General features: G+C 72.1%; 21 protein-coding genes. 11 read left to right on the top strand and 10 right to left on the bottom strand.

Features of this window, described 5'->3' with window-relative positions:
• Positions 1-32: 32 nt before the first annotated feature.
• The 4 genes from OO68_RS06725 (at position 33) to OO68_RS06710 (ending at position 2,834) form a co-directional block, all read left to right on the top strand.
• The gene (locus tag OO68_RS06725; protein WP_033307198.1) at positions 33-446 is read left to right on the top strand and encodes a roadblock/LC7 domain-containing protein; all 414 of its coding nucleotides are present in this window, start codon (positions 33-35) and stop codon (positions 444-446) included.
• Between the two features lie 182 nt (positions 447-628).
• Complete coding sequence (locus tag OO68_RS06720) at positions 629-1,567, top strand: DUF6397 family protein (protein ID WP_051814516.1); 939 nt, start codon at positions 629-631, stop codon at positions 1,565-1,567.
• A 99-nt stretch (positions 1,568-1,666) separates the two neighbouring features.
• Entirely contained in the window at positions 1,667-2,038 is a 372-nt protein-coding gene (locus OO68_RS06715; RefSeq protein ID WP_033307197.1) for a VOC family protein, read from the top strand.
• Positions 2,039-2,048: 10 nt separating this feature from the next.
• Positions 2,049-2,834, top strand: coding sequence for an Fpg/Nei family DNA glycosylase (locus OO68_RS06710; protein ID WP_033307196.1), 786 nt, complete (start codon positions 2,049-2,051; stop codon positions 2,832-2,834).
• A 121-nt stretch (positions 2,835-2,955) separates the two neighbouring features.
• Here OO68_RS06710 and OO68_RS42165 read toward each other — a convergent pair whose 3' ends face one another.
• The 4 genes from OO68_RS42165 to OO68_RS06690 form a co-directional block, all read right to left on the bottom strand.
• Entirely contained in the window at positions 2,956-3,690 is a 735-nt protein-coding gene (locus tag OO68_RS42165; protein ID WP_329503448.1) for an SDR family NAD(P)-dependent oxidoreductase, read from the bottom strand.
• 16 nt (positions 3,691-3,706) lie between these two features.
• Positions 3,707-4,660, bottom strand: coding sequence for a DMT family transporter (locus OO68_RS06700; protein WP_245236918.1), 954 nt, complete (start codon positions 4,658-4,660; stop codon positions 3,707-3,709).
• Between the two features lie 109 nt (positions 4,661-4,769).
• The gene (locus OO68_RS06695) at positions 4,770-5,642 is read right to left on the bottom strand and encodes an acyl-CoA thioesterase (protein ID WP_033307195.1); all 873 of its coding nucleotides are present in this window, start codon (positions 5,640-5,642) and stop codon (positions 4,770-4,772) included.
• A 37-nt stretch (positions 5,643-5,679) separates the two neighbouring features.
• The gene (locus OO68_RS06690; protein WP_033307194.1) at positions 5,680-8,193 is read right to left on the bottom strand and encodes a DEAD/DEAH box helicase; all 2,514 of its coding nucleotides are present in this window, start codon (positions 8,191-8,193) and stop codon (positions 5,680-5,682) included.
• 146 nt (positions 8,194-8,339) lie between these two features.
• On the opposite strand from OO68_RS06690, the gene OO68_RS06685 reads away from it, so the two are divergent.
• Positions 8,340-9,134 (top strand): metal-dependent hydrolase, encoded by a 795-nt coding sequence (locus tag OO68_RS06685; protein WP_033307193.1) that lies wholly within the window; start codon positions 8,340-8,342, stop codon positions 9,132-9,134.
• A gap of 23 nt (positions 9,135-9,157) precedes the next feature.
• On the opposite strand, the gene OO68_RS06680 is transcribed toward OO68_RS06685, so the two are convergent.
• The 4 genes from OO68_RS06680 to OO68_RS06665 form a co-directional block, all read right to left on the bottom strand.
• Positions 9,158-9,403 carry a type B 50S ribosomal protein L31 gene (locus OO68_RS06680; protein ID WP_033307192.1) on the bottom strand — a complete coding sequence of 82 codons (246 nt, stop codon included), beginning with the start codon at positions 9,401-9,403 and terminating at the stop codon, positions 9,158-9,160.
• Positions 9,404-9,438: 35 nt separating this feature from the next.
• Positions 9,439-9,909 carry a DUF5709 domain-containing protein gene (locus OO68_RS06675; protein ID WP_033307191.1) on the bottom strand — a complete coding sequence of 157 codons (471 nt, stop codon included), beginning with the start codon at positions 9,907-9,909 and terminating at the stop codon, positions 9,439-9,441.
• 212 nt (positions 9,910-10,121) lie between these two features.
• Positions 10,122-11,903, bottom strand: coding sequence for an ABC transporter ATP-binding protein (locus tag OO68_RS06670; protein ID WP_033307190.1), 1,782 nt, complete (start codon positions 11,901-11,903; stop codon positions 10,122-10,124).
• Positions 11,900-13,720: an ABC transporter ATP-binding protein gene (locus tag OO68_RS06665; RefSeq protein WP_033307189.1), complete on the bottom strand. Its 1,821-nt coding sequence runs from the start codon at positions 13,718-13,720 to the stop codon at positions 11,900-11,902. The genes OO68_RS06670 and OO68_RS06665 overlap by 4 nt, the downstream gene beginning before the upstream one ends.
• A 198-nt stretch (positions 13,721-13,918) precedes the next feature.
• On the opposite strand from OO68_RS06665, the gene OO68_RS06660 reads away from it, so the two are divergent.
• Both OO68_RS06660 and OO68_RS06655 read left to right on the top strand, forming a co-directional pair.
• Complete coding sequence (locus OO68_RS06660; protein WP_209442551.1) at positions 13,919-15,523, top strand: peptide-N4-asparagine amidase; 1,605 nt, start codon at positions 13,919-13,921, stop codon at positions 15,521-15,523.
• 174 nt (positions 15,524-15,697) lie between these two features.
• Complete coding sequence (locus OO68_RS06655; RefSeq protein ID WP_033307188.1) at positions 15,698-17,110, top strand: cation:dicarboxylate symporter family transporter; 1,413 nt, start codon at positions 15,698-15,700, stop codon at positions 17,108-17,110.
• A gap of 76 nt (positions 17,111-17,186) precedes the next feature.
• Here the strand turns inward: OO68_RS06655 and OO68_RS06650 are convergent, their stop codons facing one another.
• Positions 17,187-17,636 (bottom strand): MarR family winged helix-turn-helix transcriptional regulator, encoded by a 450-nt coding sequence (locus OO68_RS06650; protein WP_033307187.1) that lies wholly within the window; start codon positions 17,634-17,636, stop codon positions 17,187-17,189.
• A gap of 86 nt (positions 17,637-17,722) precedes the next feature.
• On the opposite strand from OO68_RS06650, the gene OO68_RS06645 reads away from it, so the two are divergent.
• Together OO68_RS06645 and mltG are read left to right on the top strand one after the other, a co-directional pair.
• Positions 17,723-19,525, top strand: coding sequence for an ABC transporter ATP-binding protein (locus tag OO68_RS06645; protein WP_033307186.1), 1,803 nt, complete (start codon positions 17,723-17,725; stop codon positions 19,523-19,525).
• Positions 19,526-19,568: 43 nt separating this feature from the next.
• Positions 19,569-20,420, top strand: a complete 852-nt coding sequence (gene mltG / locus OO68_RS06640; RefSeq protein WP_033307185.1) for an endolytic transglycosylase MltG — start codon at positions 19,569-19,571, stop codon at positions 20,418-20,420.
• A gap of 72 nt (positions 20,421-20,492) precedes the next feature.
• Here the strand turns inward: mltG and OO68_RS06635 are convergent, their stop codons facing one another.
• Positions 20,493-21,569 (bottom strand): NAD(P)-binding domain-containing protein, encoded by a 1,077-nt coding sequence (locus OO68_RS06635; protein ID WP_033307184.1) that lies wholly within the window; start codon positions 21,567-21,569, stop codon positions 20,493-20,495.
• Positions 21,570-21,659: 90 nt separating this feature from the next.
• On the opposite strand from OO68_RS06635, the gene OO68_RS06630 reads away from it, so the two are divergent.
• On the top strand, positions 21,660-22,082 hold the full coding sequence (locus OO68_RS06630) for a YjbQ family protein (RefSeq protein ID WP_033307183.1): 423 nt from the start codon (positions 21,660-21,662) through the stop codon (positions 22,080-22,082).
• Positions 22,083-22,227: 145 nt separating this feature from the next.
• The gene (locus tag OO68_RS06625) at positions 22,228-25,269 is read left to right on the top strand and encodes a SpoIIE family protein phosphatase (RefSeq protein ID WP_033307182.1); all 3,042 of its coding nucleotides are present in this window, start codon (positions 22,228-22,230) and stop codon (positions 25,267-25,269) included.
• The last annotated feature ends 65 nt before the right edge of the window (positions 25,270-25,334 follow it).

The following is a 25,334-nucleotide window of genomic DNA, read 5'->3' as shown; positions in this document are numbered from 1 at the left end:
ATCACACGGGGAGAAAACGGGGAGACCGGAAGATGGCGCAGAACCAGGGACTCGACTGGCTGCTGGACGACTTGACCGAGCGCGTCCACGAAGTGCGGCACGCACTCGTCCTGTCCAACGACGGCCTGGTGACCGGCGCGAGCACCGGACTGCGCCGCGAGGACGCCGAGCACCTCGCGGCCGTGTCGTCCGGGCTGCACAGCCTGGCCAAGGGCTCCGGACGGCACTTCGGCGCGGGCAACGTCCGCCAGACGATGATCGAGTTCGACGACGCGGTGCTTTTCGTCACCGCGGCCGGGACGGGCAGCTGTCTGTGCGTACTCAGCGGCGCGGAAGCCGACATCGGCCAGATCGCCTACGAGATGACACTGCTGGTCAACCGGGTCGGCGAGCACCTCGACGTGGACGCACGCCAGCCCGAGCCGAAACCGATCACGGACCTCTGAGCTGCACGTTCGTCACCTCCGTGGAGTTATCCACAGGCTCGCGCCGAGATCCGCCGAACCGGCTACGGTTTTTTCACGGCGATCGCGGACGGCGAATGCGGACGGCGATCGCACACAGCGATCGCACACCGACCGCACACGGCAGTGAGCCGCTGACTCTGACTCCACGGGGGAGACCGACCATGTCACGTACCGGCACGACTACAGACCGCCTCACCTGCGCCCCGAGCCGGGCCGCCCGGGAACTGGACCTGAAGCGGGGCGAGTTCGACCTCGCGGTGAACCTGGGGCTCATCCGGACCGTTCCCGACGAAGGAGGCGGGGGCCGGCGCGTCGCCCGGGGCGAGATCGACCGGCTGTGCTCCGGGGAGGGTTTTCCGGAAACCCTGCGCCGGCGCGTCGCGACCGTCGGTACCACCGAGGGCGCCCGGCTCATGGAGGTGGCACCCACCAGGTTCACGAGCCTCGCGCGCTATGGCCTGCTCGTGCCGGTGACCTTCTACCTCAACCGCTACCGGACCGTCGTCTGGCTGTACCTGGCCGAAGAGCTACGGCAGTTCGCGGCTGAGAGGAGCAACGCCCCGCTGCTGAGGGCCCGTCGCACGCCTGTCGAGATCCGGGTAGGGCTGAAGGCCGGAATGGACCGGCGGCCGCGCAACTGGCGGGGGCGTCACGTCGGATTCCTGACCCGGGACGCGGGGGACGACCCCTGGGCCCGCGCGGCAGCGGTCGCCTGTCTCCTCGACCCGGCCGACGTGGCGGACGTCGTCCCGGACCCCTACGAGCGTGCCCTCCTCGACGACCGCCGCCCCCGGCTTCCGGCGCACGGCGCACCGGGTTCGGCCACCGCCGAGCTGGCGGAGAAGCTGATGACGGCGAGCGACCCGGACGAAGTGTCCTGGTTCCGCGCGGACCTGGTGCATACGATGGAGGAGGCCCGCCGCCGGCACCCCGTGGCGGCAGGGCTCCCCCTGACACCTCCGCCCGGACCCCGTCCGTCCGCGCCCGACCCGGCTCCGGACCCGGCTCCGGTGGCGGAGCGGCCCGCACCCCCCGAGCTCACCCCTCCCCACGGCCTGCTGAGCCGGCTCCGCCGCAGAGGCCGTCGGCCGGCCGGGTGACCCCCGCGGCACGGCATCACCGCTGGTGGGCCCGCTGACCGATGAGTTTCCGGATGCGCCCGGGTCCTCCCCTGAGGAGACTGTCCCCGGGAGGCGATCATGTTCGGTACGACGAAGGCGTTCAGCGGGTTCTCGGTGGACGACATCGAGGCGGCCAGGGCGTTCTACGCGGACACGCTCGGGCTCCGGGTGTCGGAGGAGAACGGGATGCTGATCCTGCACCTCGCGGGTGACCGGGACACCCTGGTCTACCCCAAGCCGGACCACACGCCGGCCACGTTCACCATCCTCAACTTCCCGGTCGACGACATCGAGGCCGCGGTCGACGAGCTGGCAGGGAAAGGGGTGCGCTTCGAGCGCTACGAGCACCTCAAGACGGACGACAAGGGCATCTTCCGCGGCGGCGGCCCGCTGATCGCCTGGTTCACCGACCCCGCGGGGAACGTGCTGTCCGTCCTCCAGGAATCCTGACCCACCGACCGTGCCCGAGCTCCCCGACGTCGAGGGCTTCCGGCAGGTGCTCCAGTCCTGTGCGCAGGGACGTGTCATCCGGCGCGTCGATGTGCGGGACCCGGGCGTCCTGCACGGGGTCGACGCCGGGGGACTGCGGGACGCGCTGGAGGGGCGGCGGTTCGGCGCGCCGCAGCGGCACGGCAAGTGGTTGCTGGCCCGCACCGGCGGCCCCATCCTCGTACTGCACTTCGGCATGACGGGGCGGCTGGTGTGCGGGCAGGCCGATGACCCCGTCGAGGCTCACGACCGAGCCCTCTTCACCCTGGGTGCCGGTCGCCAGTTGCGCTTCCGTGACCAGCGCAAGCTGCAGGGACTCTGGCTGGCCCACGACGAGTCCGATGTGGAGCGGCTGCTGCGGCGGCAGGGGCCCGACGCCCTGGCGGTGGACCGTGCGGAGTTCGAGGAGGTGCTCTCATCGCGCCGCGGGCATCTCAAGACCGCCCTCACCGACCAGTCCGTTCTCGCCGGCCTCGGCAATCTGCTCGCCGACGAGATCCTGTGGCGGGCCCGGCTGCGCCCCGACCTAGGGGCGCAGGACCTGACCCTGGAGGACCGCCGGCGTCTCTTCAGCGAGATGCGGCGCACTTTGCGCTCCTCCGTCACCGCCGGCTGCGTGCCCCCGCGTGACACCTGGCTCACCGGCCACCGGGACGACCGGGACCCGAGGTGCCCGCGCTGCGGCACCGGTCTGCGCAGGTCCCGTATGGCCGGTCGGGGCACGGTGTGGTGCCCCCGGTGCCAGCCGGACGGATGACCGGAGCGGACCGGCCGGACAACTGGGCCGCCCGCCGGAGACTCGGCGGCCCGGTCGCCGGGCGGCCCCGTCGCCGGGACGGCCCGGTCACAGGGCCTTCCGGCGGCTCATTCGTCCGGAGTCAGGACGGCCGGCGCCCCGGCCAGGATGCCGCCGTCCACGATGAACGCACTGCCCGTCGAGAAGTCGCGTCCATGACGATGAAGAGGACCATGCGGGCGACCTCCTCCGGTTCCCCGAACCGGGGGATGGGCTGCCCCGCCGTGTAGGCGTCGCCGAAGCCGGCCGTCATCCGGGTGCGGATGGCACCGGGATGGACGGAGCAGACCCGGACCCCGTCGGGCGCCGGTTCCAGCGCGGCGGCCCTGGTCAGTCCGCGCAACCCCCACTTGCTCGCCGCGTACGCGCCGACACCGGCGTAGGCGGTCAGCCCTGCCAGAGAGGACATGTTGACGATGACGCCGCCCCCCGCCCGGCGCAGCGACGGTGCGACCGCGCGCATGCCCAGCCAGACACCCGTCAGGTTGACGTCGACGACCCGCCGGAAGGCCGCGGGGCCCTGCTCCTCCATCGGGCCCCAGTCGATGATGCCCGCGATGTTGGCGAGGACCGAGACCGGGCCCAGCTCCCGCTCCGTGTCAGCCAGTACCCGCTGCCAGTCGTCCTCGCTGGTGACGTCCAGGTGTACGAAGCGGGCCGGGTGCCCGAGGTCAGCGGCGAGGCCCGTCCCCTCGGCGTCCCGGACGTCGGCGATCACGACGGAGGCACCCTCGGCCGCCAGGGCCCGTGCCACCGCGCTTCCGATGCCTCCGGCCCCTCCGGTGACGATCGCCACCCGCTCGCCGAGACGTCCCATGGCGGACCTCCTTCGCTCAGGGTGCCGCCGCGGCCTCGCGTTCCTCGTCCGGGGCCACCAGCGACTGCGTGAACGGAATCCGCGCCAGTGCGAGAACCCCCGCGGCGATCAGCGCGACACCGAACAACTGGGGCACCAGCCACCACCCGGAGCGGATGGTCTCCTCGTACAGGGTGATGCCGAGGGCGAGGCTCACCAGGGCGTCGCCGAGGGTGAGCGCGGGCTGCGAGGCGACGAGCGGACCGGCCTGCATGGCGTTCTCCAGCAGGAACAGGGCGCACACGCCGGTGGCGGCGAAGGCGTAGGTCTGCCAGGCGGTGAGAAAGCCCACCAGGCCCTGATCGTCGAGGATGTGGGTGGCGGCCTTCATCAGTGCGGCGGTCACCGCATAGCTGATCGCCGTCGCGGCTCCCAGGCAGGCGGCCCGGGCCCGGCCCTCCGGGCGCCGGAGGGCGGCGAGAGCCAGGGCGACGACCGCCCCCGCGCACACGGCGAGCGCGGGGATCCAGCGGTCCAGTGCCACATGCGTACGGTTCCCGGCGGGGGCGGCAGCGGCGAGCGCGACCGCCAGGCCTGCCACCACCACGGTCACGGCCAGCCAGCCCGTGCCCGGCAGGTGCCGGTGCATCAACAGGGACGCCACGATGAGGGTGAGCGGCAGCTCCAGCACGAACAACGGCTGCACGATCGTCAGCGGGCCGGTGGCCAGCGCCAGCGCCTGGCAGACGGCGGCACCGATCACGGCGAGGATGCCGGCCAGCCAGACGGGGCGGCGCAGCAGATCGACGATCAGACCGGCCCGCAGCCCCTGGGACGCGGGCACGGTGAGCGCCGCCTTGCGCTGCAGCACGGTCGCCACGGCGTTGCTGAAGGCCGCGCAGATCGCGAACACAACGGGGAGCACGGTGTGCAGCGTGGCCACCTCCCGGATCGGCGGGCGTGCGGCGTCGGCAGTGCCTGCTTCTGCCATGGTCGCCGGATCCGGTCGGAGGCGCGATCGGAACCCCGGCGCACCGGGCCCCCAGCCAGCGGCCCCCGATCGTCGCCCCGGTCACCGCCCCGGTCGGCGGACAGCCGGGTCAGCCCAGCTTCCGGAAGAGGCCCTCCTGCACCACGGACACGACCAGCCGGCCCTCACGGTCGTAGATCCGGCCCCGGGCCAGACCCCGGCCGCCGACCGCGATCGGCGACTCCTGGTCGTAGAGGAGCCAGTCGTCCGCCCGGAAGGGACGGTGGAACCACATCGCGTGGTCGAGCGACGCCATGTCGAAGCCGCGCGGGCCCCACAGCGGCTCGACGGGGATGCGGACGGCGTCCAGGAGGGTCATGTCGCTGGCGTAGGTGAGGGCGCAGGTGTGCACGAGCGGGTCGTCGCCGAGCGGCCCCACCGCGCGCATCCACACGGCGCTGCGCGGCTCGGCGTCCCGGGCCTCCTCGGCGGTCCAGCGCAGGCGGTCGACGTAACGGATGTCGAAGGGCTGGCGGCGGGCCATCCGCTCCAGCTGCTCGGGCAGCGCGCCCAGGTGCTCGCGGATCTCGTCCGTGACGGTGGGAAGGGACTCCGGGTCCGGGACCTTGCGGGCGGGCGGCAGCTGGTGCTCGAAGCTGCCCTCCTCCGGCTTGTGGAAGGAGGCGGTGAGATTGAAGATCGTGCGGCCCTGCTGCACGGCCGTGACCCGGCGGGTGGTGAACGACCGTCCGTCGCGCACATGCTCGACCTGGTACACGATCGGCACGCCCGGCCGGCCGGGGCGCAGGAAGTACGCGTGCAGCGAGTGCACGGGACGGTCGCCCTCCGTGGTGCGGCCGGCGGCGACCAGGGCCTGCCCGGCCACCTGCCCGCCGAAGACCCGCTGCAGGGACTCCTGCGGGCTGCGGCCGCGGAAGATGTTGACCTCGATCTGCTCCAGGTCGAGCAGGTCGACGAGCCTCTCGGCCGGGTTCGTCGTCATGGGTGGGATTCTCCTGTGCTCGCTGCTGCCCGGCCCGTCACAGCTGGCCGACGTCGGTGACGCGGACGATCGCGCGGCCCTCCGCGTCCGAGGCCGTGAGGTCGACCTCCGCGCTGATGCCCCAGTCGTGGTCGCCGTTCGGGTCGTGGAAGATCTGCCGGACCCGCCACAGGGCGTTCTCCGGCTCCTCCTCGATGAGCAGCAGCTTGGGGCCGCGGGCGTCGGGTCCGGTGCCGAGATCCTCGTACTCGTCCCAGTACTTGTCCATCGCCTCGCCCCAGGCGTCGGCGTCCCAGCCGGACTCCCCGTCCATCTCGCCCAGTTCGCCGACCTGGTCGAGGGCGGCCAGTTCCACGCGGCGGAACATGGCGTTGCGGACCAGGACGCGGAAGGCACGGGCGTTGGCGGTGACCGGCTTGACCTCGTCGGCCTTCTCCTGGGCCTCCTCAGCGGTCATCTCCGCCGGGTTGGCCAGCTGCTCCCACTCGTCCAGCAGGCTGGAGTCGACCTGGCGCACCATCTCGCCCAGCCAGGCGATCAGATCCTGGAGGTCCTCGGACTTGAGGTCGTCCGGGACGGTGTGGTCCAGGGCCTTGTAGGCGCTGGCGAGATAGCGCAGCACGATGCCCTCGGTGCGCGCCAGTTCGTAGTGGGACACCAGCTCGGTGAAGGACAGCGCCCGCTCGTACATGTCGCGGATGACCGACTTCGGCGAGAGCGGATGGTCGCCGACCCAGGGGTGGCTCTTGCGGTACGTGTTGTACGCGTGGAAGAGCAGCTCCTCCAGCGGCTTGGGGTACGTGATGTCCTGGAGGCGCTCCATGCGCTCCTCGTACTCGACGCCGTCGGCCTTCATCTGGGCCACGGCCTCGCCGCGCGCCTTGTTCTGCTGGGCGGCGAGGATCTGCCGGGGGTCGTCGAGCGTGGACTCCACCACGGACACCATGTCGAGCGCGTACGAAGGCGATTCGGGGTCGAGCAGTTCGAACGCGGCGAGCGCGAAGGTGGACAGCGGCTGGTTGAGCGCGAAGTCCTGCTGGAGATCGACGGTGAGGCGGACGATGCGGCCGGTTGCGTCCGGCTCGTCGAGCTTCTCGACGATGCCGCCGTCCAGCAGGGACCGGTAGATAGCGATGGCCCGGCGGATGTGCCGCAACTGCTGCTTGCGCGGCTCGTGGTTGTCCTCCAGCAGCCGCCGCATCGCCTCGAAGGCGTTGCCGGGGCGGGCGATCACCGACAGCAGCATCGTGTGTGTCACCCGGAACCGGGAGGTCAGCGGCTCCGGCTCGGAGCCGATGAGCTTCTCGAAGGTCTGCTCCGACCAGGCGACGAAGCCCTCCGGGGCCTTCTTGCGGACGACCTTGCGGCGCTTCTTCGGGTCGTCGCCGGCCTTGGCGAGGGCCTTCTCGTTCTCCACGACGTGCTCGGGCGCCTGCGCGACGACGAAGCCCTCCGTGTCGTAACCGGCCCGTCCGGCCCTACCCGCGATCTGATGGAACTCCCGGGCGCGCAGGGTGCGTACACGGGTGCCGTCGTACTTGGTGAGGGCGGTGAACAGCACGGTGCGGATGGGGACGTTGACACCCACGCCGAGGGTGTCCGTGCCGCAGATGACCTTCAGCAGACCGGCCTGCGCGAGCTTCTCCACCAGACGCCGGTACTTGGGCAGCATGCCGGCGTGGTGGACGCCGATGCCGTGCCGGACGTAACGGGAGAGGTTGCGGCCGAACTTGGTGGTGAAGCGGAAGTTGCCGATCAGCTCGGCGATCTGCTCCTTCTCGTCCTTCGAGCACATGTTGATGCTCATCAGCGCCTGCGCCCGCTCCACGGCCTGCGCCTGGGTGAAGTGCACAATGTAGACGGGCGCCTGCCGCGCTGCCAGCAGGTCGGTGAGCGTCTCGGTGAGCGGGGTGTACCGGTACTCGTAGGAGAGCGGCACCGGCCGGGTCGCCGAGCGGACCACCGCGGTCGGGCGGTTCGTGCGGCGGGTGAGGTCCTTCTCGAAGAAGGAGACGTCGCCGAGCGTCGCCGACATCAGTACGAACTGCGCCTGCGGCAGTTCCAGGATCGGGATCTGCCAGGCCCAGCCGCGGTCGCCCTCCGCGTAGAAGTGGAACTCGTCCATCACGACCTGGCCGACGTCGGCGTCCTTGCCGTCGCGCAGCGCGATCGACGCCAGCACCTCGGCGGTGCAGCAGATGACGGGGGCGTCGGCGTTGACGGAGGCGTCGCCGGTGAGCATGCCGACGTTCTCGGTGCCGAAGATCTTGCACAGCTCGAAGAACTTCTCCGACACCAGCGCCTTGATCGGGGCCGTGTAGAAGGTGACCTCGTCCCGGGCCAGGGCCGCGAAGTGCGCGCCCGCCGCGATCATGCTCTTGCCGGAGCCGGTGGGCGTCGAGACGATCACGTTCGCGCCGGAGACCACCTCGATCAGCGCCTCCTCCTGGTGGGGGTAGAGCGTGAGACCCCGCTCGCCGGCCCACGACTCGAAGGCTTCGTACAAGGCATCGGGGTCGGGGGTCCGCGGCAGCTGATCGATGAGGGTCACGCCCCCCATCTTGCCTGGCCCGTTGCCCGATGCGGGAATCGGCTGCGGGCTCGAAGATCACGAACGCTACGCTGGGGCGCCGACGGGACGTCAGCGCGCCCGGTCAACTGGACAGCGGCACAGGACGAATGGGGCGGGCAGCGGCCATGATGGGACCAGCACACTCACTGTCGGGAGCCGCCGCCTGGCTCGGCGTCGGTGCGGCCGCCGCGGCGGCCGGACACCCGATGCCCTGGCCGGTCCTCTTCGTCGGCGCCCTGATCTGCGCCGGAGCCGCCCTCGCCCCCGACCTCGACCACAAGGCGGCCACCATCTCCCGGTCCTTCGGACCGCTGTCACGCTGGCTGTGCGAGATCGTCGACAAGCTGTCGTACGCCGTCTACAAGGCCACCAAGAAGCAGGGCGACCCGCGCCGCTCCGGCGGGCACCGCACTCTCACGCACACCTGGCTGTGGGCGGTGCTGATCGGAGCGGGCACCTCGGCGGTGGCGATCACCAGCGACCGCTGGGGCGTGCTCGCGATCCTCTTCGTGCACATGGTCCTGGCCATCGAGGGCCTGCTGTGGCGGGCGACGCGCGGCTCCAGCAGCGAGGTCCTGGTGTGGCTGCTGGCGGCGACCACCGCGTGGATCCTCGCGGGCGTGCTGGACAAGCCCGGCAACGGCGCGGACTGGCTGTTCACGGCGCCGGGCCAGGAGTACCTGTGGCTGGGACTGCCGGTGGTGCTGGGCGCGATCGTGCACGACATCGGGGACGCGCTCACGGTGTCCGGCTGCCCGATCCTGTGGCCCATCCCGGTCGGCCGTAAGCGCTGGTACCCGATCGGGCCGCCCAAGGCCATGCGGTTCCGGGCGGGCAGCTGGGTCGAGCTCAAGGTGCTGATGCCGGTGTTCATGCTGCTCGGCGGGGTGGGCTGCGCGGCCGCGCTCAACGTCATCTGAGCGCGGCCGGTGCCGCAGATGCCTCAGCCGCCGCCGAAGCGCCGCTCGAAGGCGGCGACCCGGCCCTCCGAGTCCACCGTGCGGGCCTTGCCCGTGTAGAAGGGGTGGCTCTCGGAGGAGATCTCCACGTCCACGACCGGGTAGGTCTCGCCGTCGTCCCACTCGATGGTCTGGTCGCTGGTCGCGGTGGACCGGGTGAGGAACGCGTACCCGGCGGCGCGGTCACGGAAGACGACGGGCTGGTAGTCGGGGTGCTTGTCCTGCTGCATGGATGCTCCTCCAACGGCTCGGGACGGGCTCGCGGTCAGCCGGACAGGGTGTCCTCGTCGACGATGTGCACGGCGGCCTCCTCGGCCGAGGCCGCGGCGCCGTCGATGCCCACGTCCATGGCGACCAGTGCCTCCTCCTCGTCCTCGTGGGCGCCCTCGTCGGGTGCCACGAGCCGGCCGGAGCGCGCGGCGCCGACCTCGTTGTCCAGGAGTTCCCCGTCGGTGCCGTCGCAGTCACCGAGGCCGTCACCGTCCGGGGCGGTGGCTTCCGGCAGCTCCTCGGAGAGGCGCTGGTCCAGCGTCTCGCCCCGCTGCCGCTCGGCCGCCGTCACACCGAGGTGCTCGACGGCCCAGGGCCGCTCGGGAGGGGACCAGCCCCGGTCCAGGGGATCGTCGACGCCGTCGTTCTCCAGGGTGTCCTCGGCGTCGAGCAGCCCCGTGTCCTCCCTCTGCTCGTCTTGGTCCGGCTGGTAGACGTCGTCTCCCCAGCCGTCGGAGCTGTTCACGGGTACCTCCAGGGGGTGGGGACGGTCCCGTATCCACGGGGCCGGTGCCGGGCCGCCGCCGCGGAGCACTGACGCCGCCCGGACCTCTGGTTCCCGGGCGTCCCCCGAGCCGGTGCCTGATTCCAGCCTTCCACCCAGGCTTGTGCCCGCGCAACGCCAAGGACACGGCCGCCCCCGGGAGGCGGGCGGCCGTCCGTGGCACGACAAGGTGCTCAGCCGTGCCACGACCTCCACAGCGCCGCATACGCCCCGTCCGCGGCGACCAGCTCATCGTGGCTGCCCAGCTCGCTGATCCTGCCGTTCTCGACGACGGCGATGACGTCCGCGTCGTGGGCGGTGTGCAGCCGGTGGGCGATGGCGACGACGGTGCGGCCGTCGAGGACCCGGGCCAGGGAGCGCTCCAGGTTGCGGGCCACGCGCGGGTCGAGCAGCGACGTCGCCTCGTCCAGGACCAGCGTGTGCGGGTCGGCCAGCACCAGGCGGGCCAGCGCGATCTGCTGAGCCTGGGCCGGGGTGAGCGCCAAGCCGCCCGAGCCGACCTCGGTGTCCAGGCCCTCGTCGAGCGCACGGGCCCAGCCGTCCGCGTCGACCGCGCCCAGCGCCGCCCACAGCTCGGCGTCGACGGCCCCGGTCCGCGCGAGCCGGAGGTTGTCGCGCAGGGAGCCCACGAAGACGTGGTGCTCCTGGTTGACCAGGGCCACGTGGGAGCGGACGCGTTCGGCGGGCATCCGGGACAGCTCGGCGCTGCCCAGCGTGATCCGGCCGTCCCGGGGCGCGTAGATCCCGGCGAGCAGCCGCCCCAGCGTGGACTTGCCCGCGCCCGACGGGCCGACCAGGGCGAGCCGGGTGCCGGGGGCGACATCCAGGGACACCTTGCGCAGGACGTCCACGCCCTCCAGGTAACCGAAGTGCACCCGGTCGGCGTGTACATGGCGTCCCTCGGGTGCCACGGTGGGGTCCCCGGCGTCCGGCTCGATGTCCCGGACCCCGACGAGGCGGGCCAGCGACACCTGCGCCACCTGGAGCTCGTCGTACCAGCGCAGGATCATGCCCACTGGGTCGACCAGCATCTGAGCGATCAGCGCACCGGTCGTCAGCTGGCCGACGTCGATCCACCCCTGCAGGGCGAACACACCGCCGATCATCAGGACCGAGGCGAGCACGGTCACGTGGGTGGTGTTGATGACCGGGAAGAGCACCGACCGCAGCCAGAGCGTGTACCGCTCCCACGCCGTCCACTCCCGGATGCGGCGCTCCGACAGCGCGACACGGCGCTCGCCGAGGCGGTGGGCCTCGACGGTGCGCCCGGCGTCCACGGTCTCGGCGAGCGCGGCGGCCACGGCGGCGTACCCGGCGGCCTCGGAACGGTAGGCCGAGGGCGCCCGCCGGAAGTACCAGCGGCAGCCGGCGATCAGCAGCGGCAGGGCGAGCAGTACGGCGAGCGCCAGCGGCGGCGCCGTGATCACCAGCCCGCTCATCAGCAGGAACACCCACACCACGCCGATCGACAGCTGCGGAACGGCCTCGCGCATTGCGTTGCCCAGCCGGTCGATGTCGGTCGTGATGCGCGACAGCAGGTCGCCGGTCCCGGCCCGCTCCAGCACCCCGGGCGGCAGCCCGACCGACCGGACGAGGAAGTCCTCGCGCAGGTCGGCCAGCATCCGCTCGCCCAGCATCGCGCCGCGCAGCCGTACCTGACGGACGAACACGGCCTGTACGGCCAGCGCGGCCACGAAGAGCCCGGCGGTGAGTTCCAGCCGCAGGTCCCGCGCCCCGTCGGACACCCGCTCCACCAGTCCGCCCAGCAGCCAGGGACCGGCCATCGAGGCGATCACGGCGGCCGTGTTGACGGCCACCAGCAGCAGGAACGCCCGCCGGTGCCGGCGCAGCAGTTCGGCCACGTAGGCGCGGACGGTCTCGGGGGCACCGACCGGCAGGGTGTTCGCCGTCGTCGGGGCCGCCGGGTCGTAGGCCGGTGGCGCGACGCCGATCATGCCTTCTCCTCGATCTCTTCCAGTTCCTGAAGAACGTCTTCCTGCAGTGCGTCGTCCAGGGCGACGGAGCCGCTGAGTGCGGCCTCGTCGTCCGTCTCGCGGGTGACCACCGCCCGGTAGCGGGGGTCGGTCCGCACCAGCTCGCGATGGGCGCCGACCGCCACGGCCTCGCCGTCGTGCAGGAACACGACCCGGTCGGCGCGGTCCAGCAGCAGCGGGGAGGAGGTGAACACCACGGTCGTGCGCCCGTCGCGCAACTCCCGCACGCCCTGCGCGATCCGGGCCTCGGTGTGCGAGTCGACGGCCGAGGTCGGCTCGTCCAGGACGAGCGCCTCCGGGTCCGTGATCAGCGACCGGGCGAGCGCGAGCCGCTGGCGCTGACCGCCGGACAGGGACCGGCCGCGCTCGGTGATCCGGGCGTCCATCGGGTCGCCCGCGTCCAGCGAGCCCTGCACCAGCGCCGCCAGCACGTCGTCGCACTGCGCGGCCGCGAGCGCCTCTTCCGGCCGGACGGCGCCCGACGCGGGTACGTCGAGCAGCTCGCGCAGCGTGCCGGACAGCAGCACCGGGTCCTTGTCCTGGACCAGCACGGCCGTTCGGGCGCTGTCCAGCGGGAGTTCGTCGAGCGGCACACCGCCCAGCAGCACCGAGGCGCCCTCCTGGGAGGGGTGTCCGCCCAGCCGCTCCGCCAGCAGGCCCGCCGCGTCCGGGTCGCCGCACACCACGGCCGTGAGCCGCCCGGCGGGCGCGAGCAGCCCGGTGTCCGGGTCGTACAGGTCACCCGACGGAACCTCGGCCGCGCGCGATCCCGCGATGTCCGTGGGCCGCTGGAGCGACAGCACTCCCGCGGCCCGCTTGGCGGAGGGCCGGGAGAAGGAGTACGCCATGGCGATCTCCTCGAAGTGCCGCAGCGGATAGGTGAGGACCATGACCGAGCTGTAGACGGTGACCAGTTCACCGACGGTGATCCGGCCGTCGCGGGCCAGCCCCACGCCGTACCAGACGACGGCGATGAGCAGCAGCCCCGGCAGCAGGACCTGGATCGCGGAGATCAGGGCCCACATCCGGGCGCTGCGCACGGCTGCGTGGCGGACCTCCTGGGAGGCGCTGCGGTAGCGGTCGAGGAACAGGTCCTCGCCGCCGATGCCGCGCAGCACGCGCAGGCCGGCGACGGTGTCCGAGGCGAGTTCGGTGGCGCGTCCGGCCTTCTCGCGCTGGGTGTCGGCGCGCCGGGTGGCGCGGGGGAGCAGCGGCAGCACGGCAAGCGCCAGTGCGGGCAGCCCCACGGCGACGACCACGCCGAGCGCGGGCTGGTAGACGAGCAGGCCGACGCAGACCAGCACGATGGTGACCAGGGCCGCGGTGAAGCGGGACAGGGCCTCGACGAACCAGCCGATCTTCTCGACGTCACCCGTGGACACCGCGACCACCTCACCGGCCGCGACGCGCCGGGTCAGCGCCGAGCCCAGATGGGCGGCCTTGCGGGCGAGCAGTTGCTGGACGCGGGCGGCCGCCGTGATCCAGTTGGTGATCGCTGTGCGGTGCAGGAAGGTGTCGCCGACCGCGTTGCCGACGCAGGCCAGCGCCAGCAGCCCGCCCGCCAGGGCGAGCCCGGAGCCGGAGCGGTCGACGACGGCCTGCACGGCGACACCGACACAGAACGGCAGGGCGGCGACGGAGGCGAAGTGCAGCAGCCCCCAGGCCAGCGACTTGAGCTGGCCGCCCAGCTGATTGCGGAAGAGCCACCACAGGAATCGGGGGCCCGAACGCGCGTCCGGCACGCCCGGGTCGGGATACGGAAGGTCTTGAATCTGCATGACGTCCCAGTGGCTCGTGTCAGGGGGATGGGGTCCGGCCGAAGGCAGCAAACCGTGACAGGTTCGCCTCGCCGCGTGGTCGCGGGCAACAGGTTTTCCGTTCACCGAACGGAACCGGCCGACCGAGGCGGGAACAGGGCTGTCCCGGCGGGCCGGTGCGCGTTGCGGAGGCGGCCGGGGCGCCGTAGAACACCGCCCATGAAGAGACGGATCGTCATGTTCATGCTTGCCGGAGTCAGCCTCCTGGCGGGCACCCTCCTCGGCACCGGACCCGCCGGTGCGGTGGACGTCCCCGCCCCGGCGGCCGGTGTCCCCGCCGAGTTCGGCACCGACTGGCACGACCCGGTCACGGCCGCCCCGCCGGTGGAAAGGCCCTCCGGGAAGTCCTGCGAAGTCACCCTCGCCCGGGCGCAGTTCCGTGACTTCACCCCGTATCGCGGCACCTACACCCCGCCCGACGGCTGCGGCGACCGCTGGAGCAAGGTGGTGCTCCGGCTCGACGGCAAGGTCAAGGGCCGCCAGTACGACCGGCTCGGCTACCTGCACGTCGGCGGGGTCGAGATCTTCCGCACGTCGACGCCGCAGCCCTCGCCGGACGGCATCGAGTGGTCCGTTGAGAAGGACGTCACGCGCTACAGCGACACCTTCCGCACGGGCCGGGACGTCGAGATGCTCATCGGGAACGTCGTCGACGACACCTACACGGGCGTCCTCGACGTCGAGGTCACGCTGACGTTCTACCAGGGCCGCCCCGACGGCAAGAGCCCCGACCGGGTCCTCACGCTCGACGACGACTCGGCCCTCACCGCCCCTCGCAACAGCGAGCGGATCGTCGCCGAGGTGTACGCGACCGGCTCCGGCGGCGGCTGCGAGGAGTACTGGTACCTGACCGTGCCCGAGCCGGCCCCGTACTCCTGCAAGGCCGGTCAAGGCCCTTATCGGGAGGTGCAGATCAGCGTGGACGGACGGCTCGCCGGCATCGCCGCACCGTTCCCGACCGTGTGGACCGGAGGCTGGTCCAACCCGTTCCTCTGGTACGTCATCCCGGGCCCGCGCGCCTTCGACATCAAGCCCATCACCTACGACCTCACCCCCTTCGCCGGGATCCTCAACGACGGCCGCCCGCACCGCGTCGAGGTCTCGGTCGTCGGCGTGCCCGAGGGGCAGACCGGCTGGAGCACGCCCGTCAACGTCCTGGTCTGGCAGGACGAGCAGCGCGCACGGGTCACCGGGAAGCTCACCGTGCACAAGGTGGGAGACCTGACGAACTCGTCGGTGTACACGCCCGGTCCGGAGCACGTGGTGGCCACCGAGGGTGCCCACGGGCTGACCGTCGGCGGCTACGTCGACACCTCGCACGGCCGCGTCACGACCACCGTCAGCCGCTCGCTCGCCCACACGTCCACGCACCGCTGGACCGACGGCGAGACGCGTGACGCCCTCGAAGCCGCCTGGACGGACGACGAGTCGGTGACCGTCGGCGGGCGTATGACGCGGACCCACCGCGCCTACACGATGGACGGCACGACCACCCTGGGTGCGGGCGACCGCCTGCGCACCGTGCTGACCCTCGGCGACCGCGCCACGGTCGTCGGCACGCACGGCGGACGGCGCACCGCGTGGTCGCGGCTCGACAACTCGTATACGGGCGACGCGACCTACACGGCGAACGTGCCGCGTGACCAGCGCCACGCGGTCGGCACCACGAATGAGCGCTACCGGCTCCGCGGCCTACACGGTTGCTACGACCGGACTCTGACCGCCGTGCAGGGAGTGCTCACGGAGGACCGCAACCGGTGCTGAGGTGAGCAGTGGGGTGAGTGTGACGTGCATCACTTATGACGCTTTTACATGGCTGAAACGGCGCGGTCTTGTGCGCGATCAAGACAGCCTCCAGAGTGTCGGAAACGGAATCCGCCTTCCGCATCACAGAAGACCCCTCCGGCTTCTGTGCGTCCCGTCCCCTGAGGAGGCTTCGTGCCCCCGTCCGTACCGTCCCTCCCGCGACGCGTCGCACGCACTCTACGTACCTCGCTTTTCGCGCAGGTTACCTGCGCGCTCGTCCTCGGAATCGTCGTCGGAAAGCTGTGGCCGGACACGGCCACGGCTCTCCAGCCGCTGGGCGACGGTTTCACCCGGCTCATCAAGACCGTGATCTCGCCCCTGGTGTTCTGCGTGGTCGTCGTCGGCATCGCCAAGGCCGGTGACCTGAAGGCGTTCGGCCGGATCGGGGTCAAGGCCCTCGTCTGGTTCGAGATCGCCTCGACGGCCGCCCTGGTCATCGGTCTCGTCGCCGCCAACGTCTTCGGCCCCGGAAGAGGCATGAACGTCGACCCCTCCTCGCTGAACGCGGCGGCGGTGGACGAGACGACGGGCGGGGGGCACCTGCCCACGACGACCGAGTTCGTCCTCAACGCGCTGCCGCAGAGTTTCATCGGCGCCTTCGCCGAGAACGAGCTCCTCCAAGTCCTCATCCTGGCCTGCCTGGTGGGCGCCGCCCTGCTGCATCTCGGGCACACCAAGGTGCCGAAGATCCTGCCCTCGATCGAGCAGGCCCAGGAGATCATCTTCGCGGTCGTCGGCTTCATCATGCGACTGGCCCCGATCGCGGTGTTCGGCGCGATGGCCCACCTGGTCGGCAACTACGGCCTGGGCGTGATGCGGACGTACGCCAAGCTCATCGTGCTCTGTTACGTGGCGGCGGCGCTGTTCATCGCGCTGCTGGCCATCGCCCTGAAGGCCGTGACCGGCCTCAGTCTGTGGAAGTTCCTGTGCTACATCCGCGAGGAGATGCTGCTCGCGCTCGGTACCGCGTCCACCGAGTCGGTCATGCCGCGGGTGATGCAGAAACTGCGCCGGGCCGGTGCGCGCGACGACGCCGTGGGGCTGGTGCTCCCCACCGGCTACTCCTTCAACCTCGACGGCGCCTCGCTCTACCTGTCCATCGGCACGCTGTTCATCGCCCAGGCGGTGGGTGTGGACCTGAGCCTCGGGCAGCAGGTCACCGTCGTCCTGGTGCTGATGCTGACCAGCAAGGGCATGGCGGGCATCCCCGGTTCGGCGTTCCTCGCCCTGTCCGCGACCGCCTCCTCCCTGGGGGCGATCCCCGCCGGGGCCGTCGCGCTGCTGCTGGGCGTGGACCGCATCATGGACTCGATGCGCGTCGTCACCAACCTGCTCGGCAACTGCGTCGCCGTCTTCGCGGTGTCCCGCTGGGAGGGGGCCCTGGACACCGCCCGGGCGAAGAGGGCGCTCGACGGGGAGGACACCTCCGAGCCGGACGAGGGCGGCGAGGGCGCCGACAGCGGGATCGGTGCCGTCGAGCCGGTCCCGGGGATCCCGGCCCAGAAGCCGAAGGAACTCAAGGAGCCCGCTCCCGAGGCCGGTTGACCGGAACCGAGTGGGCCGCGGCCTCCGCTCCGGCAGGACGAGCGGAGGCCGCGGCCCGCTGTCGTGTCCCGGTCCGTCAGCAGGTCCCCGCCGGCGTCCCGTCGATCAGCGTGTCCAGCAACCCCCCGAGCGCGTCCCGCTGATCCCCCGTCAGCGGCGCGAGGATCTCCTCCGCGGCCGACCTGCGCGCCGCCCGCAATTCGCGCAACGCGCCCCGGCCGTCGTCCGTGAGCTCGATGCGGATCACCCGCCGGTTGGCCGGGTCCGGGACCCGGCGCACTTTGCCACTCGCCTCCAGGGCGTCGACCAGCGTCGTCACGGCCCGCGGCACCACCTCCAGGCGCTCGGCGACGTCGGCCATGCGCGGCGGCGACCCCCAGTGCGCCAGTGTGCGCAGCAGCCGGGACTGGGCAGGTGTGATGCCCAGCTCACGCTGCTCCAGATGGCGCTTCTGGATGCGGTGCACCCGGCGGGTGAGCCGCAGCAACTGCTCGGCGAGAAGGCCGTCGGGGTCAGGCGTGGTCATGCGGGAACAATATCAGGATGCAGTTCATTGTGAGTATAGGTAACAATGAGCTGTGATCCGATCCGCCGCGTCCCTCGTAGGAGCCCATGCATCCCGACCGTGAAGCCCCCTGGACCCCGCCGGCCGACGCCAAGGAGCAGCCCCGGCAGGTCCGCCGCATCCTCGGCCTCTTCCGCCCCTACCGGGGCCGTCTGGCGATCGTCGGGCTGCTGGTCGCCGCCGCGTCGCTGGTCTCGGTCGCCACGCCCTTCCTGCTGAAGGAGATCCTCGACGTCGCGATCCCCCAGGGGCGCACGGGCCTGCTCAGCCTGCTCGCCCTCGGCATGATCCTCAGCGCGGTGCTCACCAGCGTCTTCGGGGTCCTCCAGACTCTGATCTCCACGACGGTCGGCCAGCGCGTCATGCACGACCTGCGCACCGCCGTCTACGGCCGGCTCCAGCGCATGTCCCTCGCCTTCTTCACGCGCACGCGCACGGGCGAGGTGCAGTCCCGCATCGCCAACGACATCGGCGGCATGCAGGCCACCGTCACCTCCACCGCGACCTCCCTGGTCTCCAACGTCACCAGCGTGGTCGCCACGATCGTCGCGATGCTGGCCCTCGACTGGCGCCTGACGGTCGTCTCCCTGCTGTTGCTGCCGGTGTTCGTGTGGATCAGCCGCCGCGTCGGCGACGAACGCCGGAAGATCACCACCCAGCGCCAGAAGCAGATGGCCGCCATGGCCGCCACGGTCACCGAGTCGCTCTCCGTCAGCGGCATCCTGCTGGGCCGCACGATGGGCCGCTCCGACTCGCTGACCAGCTCCTTCTCCGATGAGTCCGAGCAACTCGTCGACCTGGAGGTCCGGTCGAACATGGCCGGGCGCTGGCGCATGGCCGTCATCACGATCGTCATGGCCGCCCTGCCCGCCGTCATCTACTGGACCGCCGGCATGGCCCTCCAGCTCGGCGGCCCCGAGGTCTCCATCGGCACGATCGTCGCCTTCGTCTCGCTCCAGCAGGGCCTGTTCCGCCCGGCCGTGAGCCTGCTGTCGACCGGTGTGCAGATCCAGAGTTCCCTCGCCCTCTTCCAGCGCATCTTCGAGTACCTCGACCTGCCAATCGACATCACCGAGCGCCCCGACCCGGTACGCCTCGACCGGATCAAGGGTGAAATCCGCTTCGACGACGTCTCCTTCGGCTACGACGGCAAGGACGGCCCGGTACTCGACGGCATCGACCTCACCGTCCCGGCCGGCGGCAGCCTCGCGATCGTCGGCCCCACCGGCGCCGGCAAGTCCACCCTGGGCTATCTGGTGCCGCGTCTGTACGACGTCACCGGCGGCCGCGTCACCCTCGACGGGGTCGACGTCCGCGACCTCGACTTCGACACCCTGGCCCGCGCGGTCGGCGTCGTCTCGCAGGAGACGTACCTCTTCCACGCGTCGGTCGCCGACAACCTGCGCTTCGCCAAGCCCGACGCCACTGACGAGGAACTCCGCAAGGCGGCCGAGGCGGCGCAGATCCACGACCACATCGCCGCCCTGCCCGACGGCTACGACACCGTCGTCGGCGAGCGCGGCCACCGTTTCTCCGGCGGTGAGAAGCAGCGCCTGGCCATCGCCCGCACCATCCTGCGCGACCCGCCGGTCCTCATCCTCGACGAGGCCACCAGCGCGCTGGACACCCGGACCGAAGCCGCCGTCCAGGACGCCATCGACGCCCTCTCGGCGAACCGCACCACCCTCACCATCGCCCACCGGCTGTCCACCGTGCGCGGCGCCGACCAGATCGTGGTCCTCGACGGGGGCCGCGCGGTCGAACGCGGTACGCACGAGGAGCTTCTGGAGGAGGGCGGGCGGTACGCGGCGCTCGTACGCCGGGACGCCCAACTGGAGCCGACAAGATGAAAATATGCCGGGTTTATGACGATATGCGGGTTACCGTGCCCGCATGGAGAAGAACACTCCGCCACGGAGCACGATTCGACTGACGCGCCGGGGCCGCATCGTCCTCGTCGCGGCCGGAGCCGTCGTGGTCGGTACCGCCGTGGCGGTGCCGCTGCTGACCCTGGGGGCCGGGACCGAGGAGGAGAGCCGGCCCACGACCCTGGCCGTCCCCGAGGGCTGGCGCGCGAGCCAGGTCTACGCCGCTGTCGACAAGGCCCTCGCTCTGCCCGCCGGCAGCACCAAGAAGTCCCTGGACAAGGCCGCGCTGAAACTGCCGAACGACGCCGAGGGCAACCCGGAGGGCTACCTCTTCCCGGCCACCTATGCGCTCCAGGAGAAGACCACGCCGGACCAGCTCCTCGCACTGATGGTCGACACCGCCAACGACAGGTTCAACGGCGCGCCCATCGCCGCCGGGGCACAGCGAAACGCCATGAACGTGTACCAGGCCGTCACCATCGCGAGCATCGTCCAGGCGGAGGCGGCGACCAAGGCCGACATGGGCAAGGTGGCCCGGGTCATCTTCAACCGCCTCGAACGCGGCATGCCGCTGCAGATGGACTCCACCATCAACTACGCCCTGAACCGCTCCACCGTCCGTACGACGGAGGCCGACACCCGGATCGACAGCCCCTACAACTCTTACCAGCGCATGGGCCTGCCGCCCACGCCCATCGCCAACCCCGGCGAAGAGGCGATGCGCGCCGCCGTCAACCCGGCCCAGGGAGACTGGCTGTACTTCGTCACGGTCCGCCAGGGCGACACCCGCTTCACGGCGGACTACCAGGAACACCAGCGCAACGTCGCGGAGTTCAACGCGCAGCGGAAGAAGAGCGGGGCTCAGGCGGCCGGGTGAGGGCGGTCCGGTGGACCCCGCCCCGTCCCACGCCGCGTTCGGGCGAGGGCCCGGTGGGTCCCCCTGCCCCGGTCATGCCGCCGCCGGCTCCTGCTCCAGCAGCCGCCTGATGTCCCGTACCGCCGCGCGGCCGGCCCGGTTGGCTCCGATCGTGCTGGCCGACGGGCCGTAGCCGACGAGGTGGATGCGGGGGTCCGCGGCCGCGTGCGTGCCCTCCATGCGGATGCCGCCGCCGGGGGAGCGCAGCCGGAGCGGGGCGAGATGGTCGATGGCGGCGCGGAAGCCGGTGGCCCAGAGGATGACGTCGGCGTCGACATGGCGGCCGTCGTTCCAGTCCACACCTGTCGGCGTGATGCGGTCGAACATCGGCTGCCGGTCGAGCACTCCGTCCTTGATGCCCTGCCGGACCGCGTCGTTCAGCGGCAGCCCGGTGACCGACACGACACTGCGGGGCGGCAGCCCCTGCCGGACCCGTTCCTCGACGAGTGCGACCGTGGCCCGGCCCGCGCCCTCGTCGAAGGGACCCTCGCGGAAGACGGGCGGGCGCCGCGTCACCCACGTGGTGGCCGCCGCGTGCGAGGCGATCTCCAGCAGGTGCTGGGTGCCCGAGGCGCCGCCGCCCACCACCACGGCCCGCTGCCCGGCGAACTCTTCGGGCCCGGGGTACTGCGCGGTGTGCAACTGCCGCCCCCGGAAGGTCTCCTGGCCCGGATAGCGGGGCCAGAACGGCCGGTCCCAGGTGCCGGTCGCGTTGATCAGCGCCCTCGTCGACCAGACGCCCTCCGAGGTCTCCACGAGCAGCCGCCCGCCGGGCCCCTCGCGCACGGCCCGTACGTCCACCGGCCGCCTGACGCGCAGGTCGAAGGTCCGCTCGTAGCGGTCGAAGTACGCGCCGATCACCTCGGCGGACGGCCGCGCCGGGTCCGCGTCGGTGAGCTCCATGCCCGGCAGGGCGTGCATCCCGTGCACCTTGCCGTACGTCAGCGACGGCCACCGGAACTGCCAGGCGCCGCCGGGGGCGGGGGAGTGGTCCAGCACGACGAAGTCGCGGTCCGGCTCGAAACCGGACCGCCGCAGGTGATAGGCGCCGGCCAGCCCGGCCTGCCCCGCGCCGATGACGACCACCTCGACCTCACGTGTGTTGTTCACGCTTCTACTAACCGGCGCGGAGCCGTGGATCTTCCCGAGGGGCGGCTCGCGCGGCTCCGGGTAAGTGGCCTCGTGCGTCAGGATGGAGGCATGTCAGATGTCTTCACCACCCGAGTTCTGAACCTCAGCACCGGCGCCGCGGAGCGGGTCCTCGACATCACCGGCGACTGCGAGTCCTTCCTGCGCGAGGCGGCGGCCGGCCGCGACGGCCTCCTCAACGTCTTCGTCCCGCACGCGACGGCCGGCATCGCCGTCCTGGAGACCGGCGCCGGCAGCGACGACGACCTCCTGGCGGCACTCCACACCCTGCTGCCCGCCGACGACCGCTGGCAGCACCGGCACGGCAGTCCCGGCCACGGCCGCGACCACGTCCTGCCCGCCCTGGTCCCGCCGCACGCGACCCTGCCGGTGCTCGCCGGCCGGCTGGAGCTCGGCACCTGGCAGTCGGTGTGCCTGGTGGACACCAACAGGGACAACCCGGAACGGAAGGTACGCCTGAGTTTCCTGGGGTGAGCGCGGTCCCACGGCTCCGGCCCGGCGGTCGTGGGCCCCGCATGGCCCTGGCGTGCCGTGACGGCCGCCCGTAATGCCCGTATCCTCATCAATGCCAGATTCTCTTCCGAGCAGCGGATTGTCGCGGGCGCAAGTGAGGCGAAGCGTGGTTCGGTCCGGCGAGGAACCCAGGCCGGCGGGGCGTGCGACGGACGGCACGGGGCCCGCCAGCCTCCGCGAGCTGTTCCTCCAGGGCGAGCCGGTCGAGACGGGCGTGCGGACGTCCATCCTGGACTCCTGGCAGCGCTGCCGGAACCTGGGCCTGTCGCCGGACGCGCTCGACCTGCCCTACCGGGAGGACTTCGACCCGGGCGGCCGTATCGTCCGGGCGGCCGTGCCCGTCCTCGACCGGCTGCAGGCCACGTTCGCCGGCAGCCAGGTCAACATCTCCGTCGCCGACGCGAACGGGACGGTGCTGCTGCGCCGCTTCGGGGATCCGTCGATGGCCAGGAGCCTCCCCGACATCCAGGTCGTCCCGGGGTTCGTCTTCGCCGAGCAGGTCGCCGGCACCAACGGCATCGGGCTGGCCCTGGCGGAACGGCAGCTCATCCGCGTCTACGGTGCCGAGCACTTCGCGGAGCGCTCCCAGCAGAACGCCTGCGTCGCGCTGCCCGTCCGTGACCCGCTCAGCGGGCGCATCGAGGGTGTCCTGTGCCTCGGCTATCCGCGCGGCTTCGAGAGGCCCGCACTGGGCGTCGCGATCCGCAGGGCGGCCGAGGGCATCGAACGACGGCTGCTCGGGCAGAGCTCCGCACGTGAGCGCGCCCTGCTGCGGACGTACCTGGCGGCCGGGGCAGGCACCGCCGGTCTGCACCGAGGTGTGGCGCTGGACGCGCTGGCGAACGAGTTCCCTGCCCGCGACCAGGCGACACTGCGGGAGAAGGCGGCCGAGCTGATCTCGGGTGCGCAGCGGGGAGCCGTGGAGGTGACCCTGCCCGACGGGCGGCGCGTGACGCTCGTGAGCCGTCCGGTGACCAGCGGCTCCGGTGTGCAGGGCATCGCCATCGAGGCTGTGCTGCCCGGCCCCCCTGCGGGCGGGCCGCTCGCCATACCGCACCAGACGGACGAGCTGTCCGCTGTCACCGCCCCCGCCGTCCCGCTCTCCGCGGCCCGTCCGGCGATCACCCTGCCGTCCGGGCACCTCGCCGCGTCCTCCGGCCCGCTCGTCACGACGGACGGAGACGGCGGTACATCGGGGTCGGACGGGACGGCCGGACCGGTCACGCCCGCCGAGCCCCCCGCACCCGCCGAGCCCGGCTCGGCGCGCACCCCTGCCGGACCCGTCGTGGCGGACGGCGACCGGACCACCACGCAGCCGACGACGGACGGTGATCGGAGCCTCTCCGAGCCCGCCCCGGCCGACAGTGACCGAACCCCCTCCGAGCCCGCCGCCGCCGACGGGGACGGGCGGGGCCCCGCCGGGGAGCACTCCGAGGCGGCGTTCCCGGCCCGGGGGCTGGTGATGCTGGGGGAGCCGCAGGTCGGGGCCTACGCCCTGGCCGCGCGCCGCCGTCTGGAGCTGCTGTCCGAGGCAAGCACCCGCATCGGCACCACCCTGGACGTGCGCCGCACGGCCGAGGAACTGGCCGAGACCGCGGCCCCCGGACTGGCCGACTTCGTCACCATCGACCTGCCCGACGCCGTGCTGCGCGGCGAGGAATCCGCCGACCCCATCGCCGACCTGCGCCGCACGATCGTCCACGGCATCCGTGAAGGCCTGCCCTTCACACCCCCCGGCAAGCGTGTCGACTTCGGCCCGACCACGCCCCAGCTGCGCTGCCTCAGCAGCGGCGAGGCCGTGCTGGAACCGGACCTGAAGGCCGCCGCCGGCTGGCTCGCCCAGGACCCCGAGCACACCGCGAGCCTGCTGGCCCACGTCCAGTCCCTCATCGCGGTACCGCTGCTCGCCCGCGGTGTCGTCCTGGGTGTCGCCTCCTTCTACCGGGCGGGCGGCCCCTTCGGGGACGACGACCGCTCCCTGGCCCAGGAACTCGCCTCCCGCGCCGCCCTGTCCATCGACAACGCCCGGCGCTACACCCATGAGCGCACCATGGTCCTGGCCCTCCAGCGCCGGCTCCTCCCGCACGGCCTGCCCGACCAGGAGGCCGTCGAGGTCGCCCATCGCTACCTGCCCGCCGAGTCCGACGTGGGCGGCGACTGGTACGACGTCATCCCGCTGTCCGGCGCCCGCGTCGGGCTCCTTGTGGGCGATGTCGTCGGCCACGGCATGCTCTCCGCGGCCACCATGGGCCGGCTGCGCACCGCCGCCCGCAGCTTCGCCGAGCTGGACTTCCCGCCCGACGAGGTCCTCACCCACCTGGACAACCTGGTGGGCCGCCTGGACCGGGAGGACCCCGACGGCAAGGGCGCGGGCGTCATCGGCGCGACCTGCCTCTACGCCGTCTACGACCCGACCGCGCAGCGGTGCCTGATGGCCCGCGCCGGTCACCCGCCGCCCGCCGTCGTCCACCCCGACGGCAGCGTGACCTACCCCGACCTGCCCGCCGGGCCCCCGCTCGGCCTCGGCGGCCTGCCCTTCGACGCCGTGGAGGTCGGCCTTCCCGAGGGCAGTCAGCTGGTCCTCTACACCGACGGGCTCATCGAGGACCGCAACCGCGACGTCGACGCGGTCCTGGAGCAGTTGCGCGAGGCTCTGGCCCATCCCGAGCGCGCCCCCGAGGAGACCTGCCAGGCGGTCCTGGACACCGTGGCGCCCGCGCATCCGCACGACGACATCGCCCTGCTCGTCGCCCGAGTCCACGCCATGGACCCCGGCCGGGTCGCCACCTGGGAGCTGTCCGCCGACCCGGCCCGCGTCGGCGAGGTCCGGGCGTCCGCCATGCGGTGGCTGTCCGGCTGGGGACTCGACGAGACCGGGTTCGCCGCGGAGCTGATCCTCAGCGAGCTGATCACCAACGCCATCCGGCACGGCGCCGCGCCGATCCGGGTGCGGCTGCTCTACGGCAGGACGCTGATCTGCGAGGTCTCCGACGCCAGCAACACCGCACCGCACCTGCGGCGGGCGGCCAGCACGGACGAGGGGGGACGCGGTCTGTTCCTCGTCGCCCAGCTCTCGCAGAGCTGGGGTACCCGCTACCTGCCCGAGGGCAAGGTCATCTGGGCCGAATGCGATCTCGACGCCGCGTGACACCGCATGCTCGCCCCGGAGAGAGCCCGTCGGCGTCGCAGCAAGCCGAAAAATGCCCGAAATGC

It is taken from the genome of Streptomyces iakyrus (genome assembly GCF_000717055.1).
Classification (GTDB): Bacteria; Actinomycetota; Actinomycetes; order Streptomycetales; family Streptomycetaceae; genus Streptomyces; species Streptomyces iakyrus.
This window is presented reverse-complemented; position numbering and strand designations above follow the sequence as displayed.

Bases quoted from the DNA above. Each gene is read 5' to 3' on its own strand.
- OO68_RS06725 (WP_033307198.1), top strand. From the start codon at position 33: ATGGCGCAGAACCAGGGACTCGACTGGCTGCTGGACGACTTGACCGAG.
- OO68_RS06720 (WP_051814516.1), top strand. From the start codon at position 629: ATGTCACGTACCGGCACGACTACAGACCGCCTCACCTGCGCCCCGAGC.
- OO68_RS06715 (WP_033307197.1), top strand. From the start codon at position 1,667: ATGTTCGGTACGACGAAGGCGTTCAGCGGGTTCTCGGTGGACGACATC.
- OO68_RS42165 (WP_329503448.1), bottom strand. From the start codon at position 3,690: ATGGGACGTCTCGGCGAGCGGGTGGCGATCGTCACCGGAGGGGCCGGA.
- OO68_RS06700 (WP_245236918.1), bottom strand. From the start codon at position 4,660: ATGGCAGAAGCAGGCACTGCCGACGCCGCACGCCCGCCGATCCGGGAG.
- OO68_RS06695 (WP_033307195.1), bottom strand. From the start codon at position 5,642: ATGACGACGAACCCGGCCGAGAGGCTCGTCGACCTGCTCGACCTGGAG.
- OO68_RS06685 (WP_033307193.1), top strand. From the start codon at position 8,340: ATGATGGGACCAGCACACTCACTGTCGGGAGCCGCCGCCTGGCTCGGC.
- OO68_RS06680 (WP_033307192.1), bottom strand. From the start codon at position 9,403: ATGCAGCAGGACAAGCACCCCGACTACCAGCCCGTCGTCTTCCGTGAC.
- OO68_RS06670 (WP_033307190.1), bottom strand. From the start codon at position 11,903: ATGATCGGCGTCGCGCCACCGGCCTACGACCCGGCGGCCCCGACGACG.
- OO68_RS06665 (WP_033307189.1), bottom strand. From the start codon at position 13,720: ATGCAGATTCAAGACCTTCCGTATCCCGACCCGGGCGTGCCGGACGCG.
- OO68_RS06660 (WP_209442551.1), top strand. From the start codon at position 13,919: ATGAAGAGACGGATCGTCATGTTCATGCTTGCCGGAGTCAGCCTCCTG.
- OO68_RS06650 (WP_033307187.1), bottom strand. From the start codon at position 17,636: ATGACCACGCCTGACCCCGACGGCCTTCTCGCCGAGCAGTTGCTGCGG.
- OO68_RS06645 (WP_033307186.1), top strand. From the start codon at position 17,723: ATGCATCCCGACCGTGAAGCCCCCTGGACCCCGCCGGCCGACGCCAAG.
- mltG (WP_033307185.1), top strand. From the start codon at position 19,569: ATGGAGAAGAACACTCCGCCACGGAGCACGATTCGACTGACGCGCCGG.
- OO68_RS06630 (WP_033307183.1), top strand. From the start codon at position 21,660: ATGTCAGATGTCTTCACCACCCGAGTTCTGAACCTCAGCACCGGCGCC.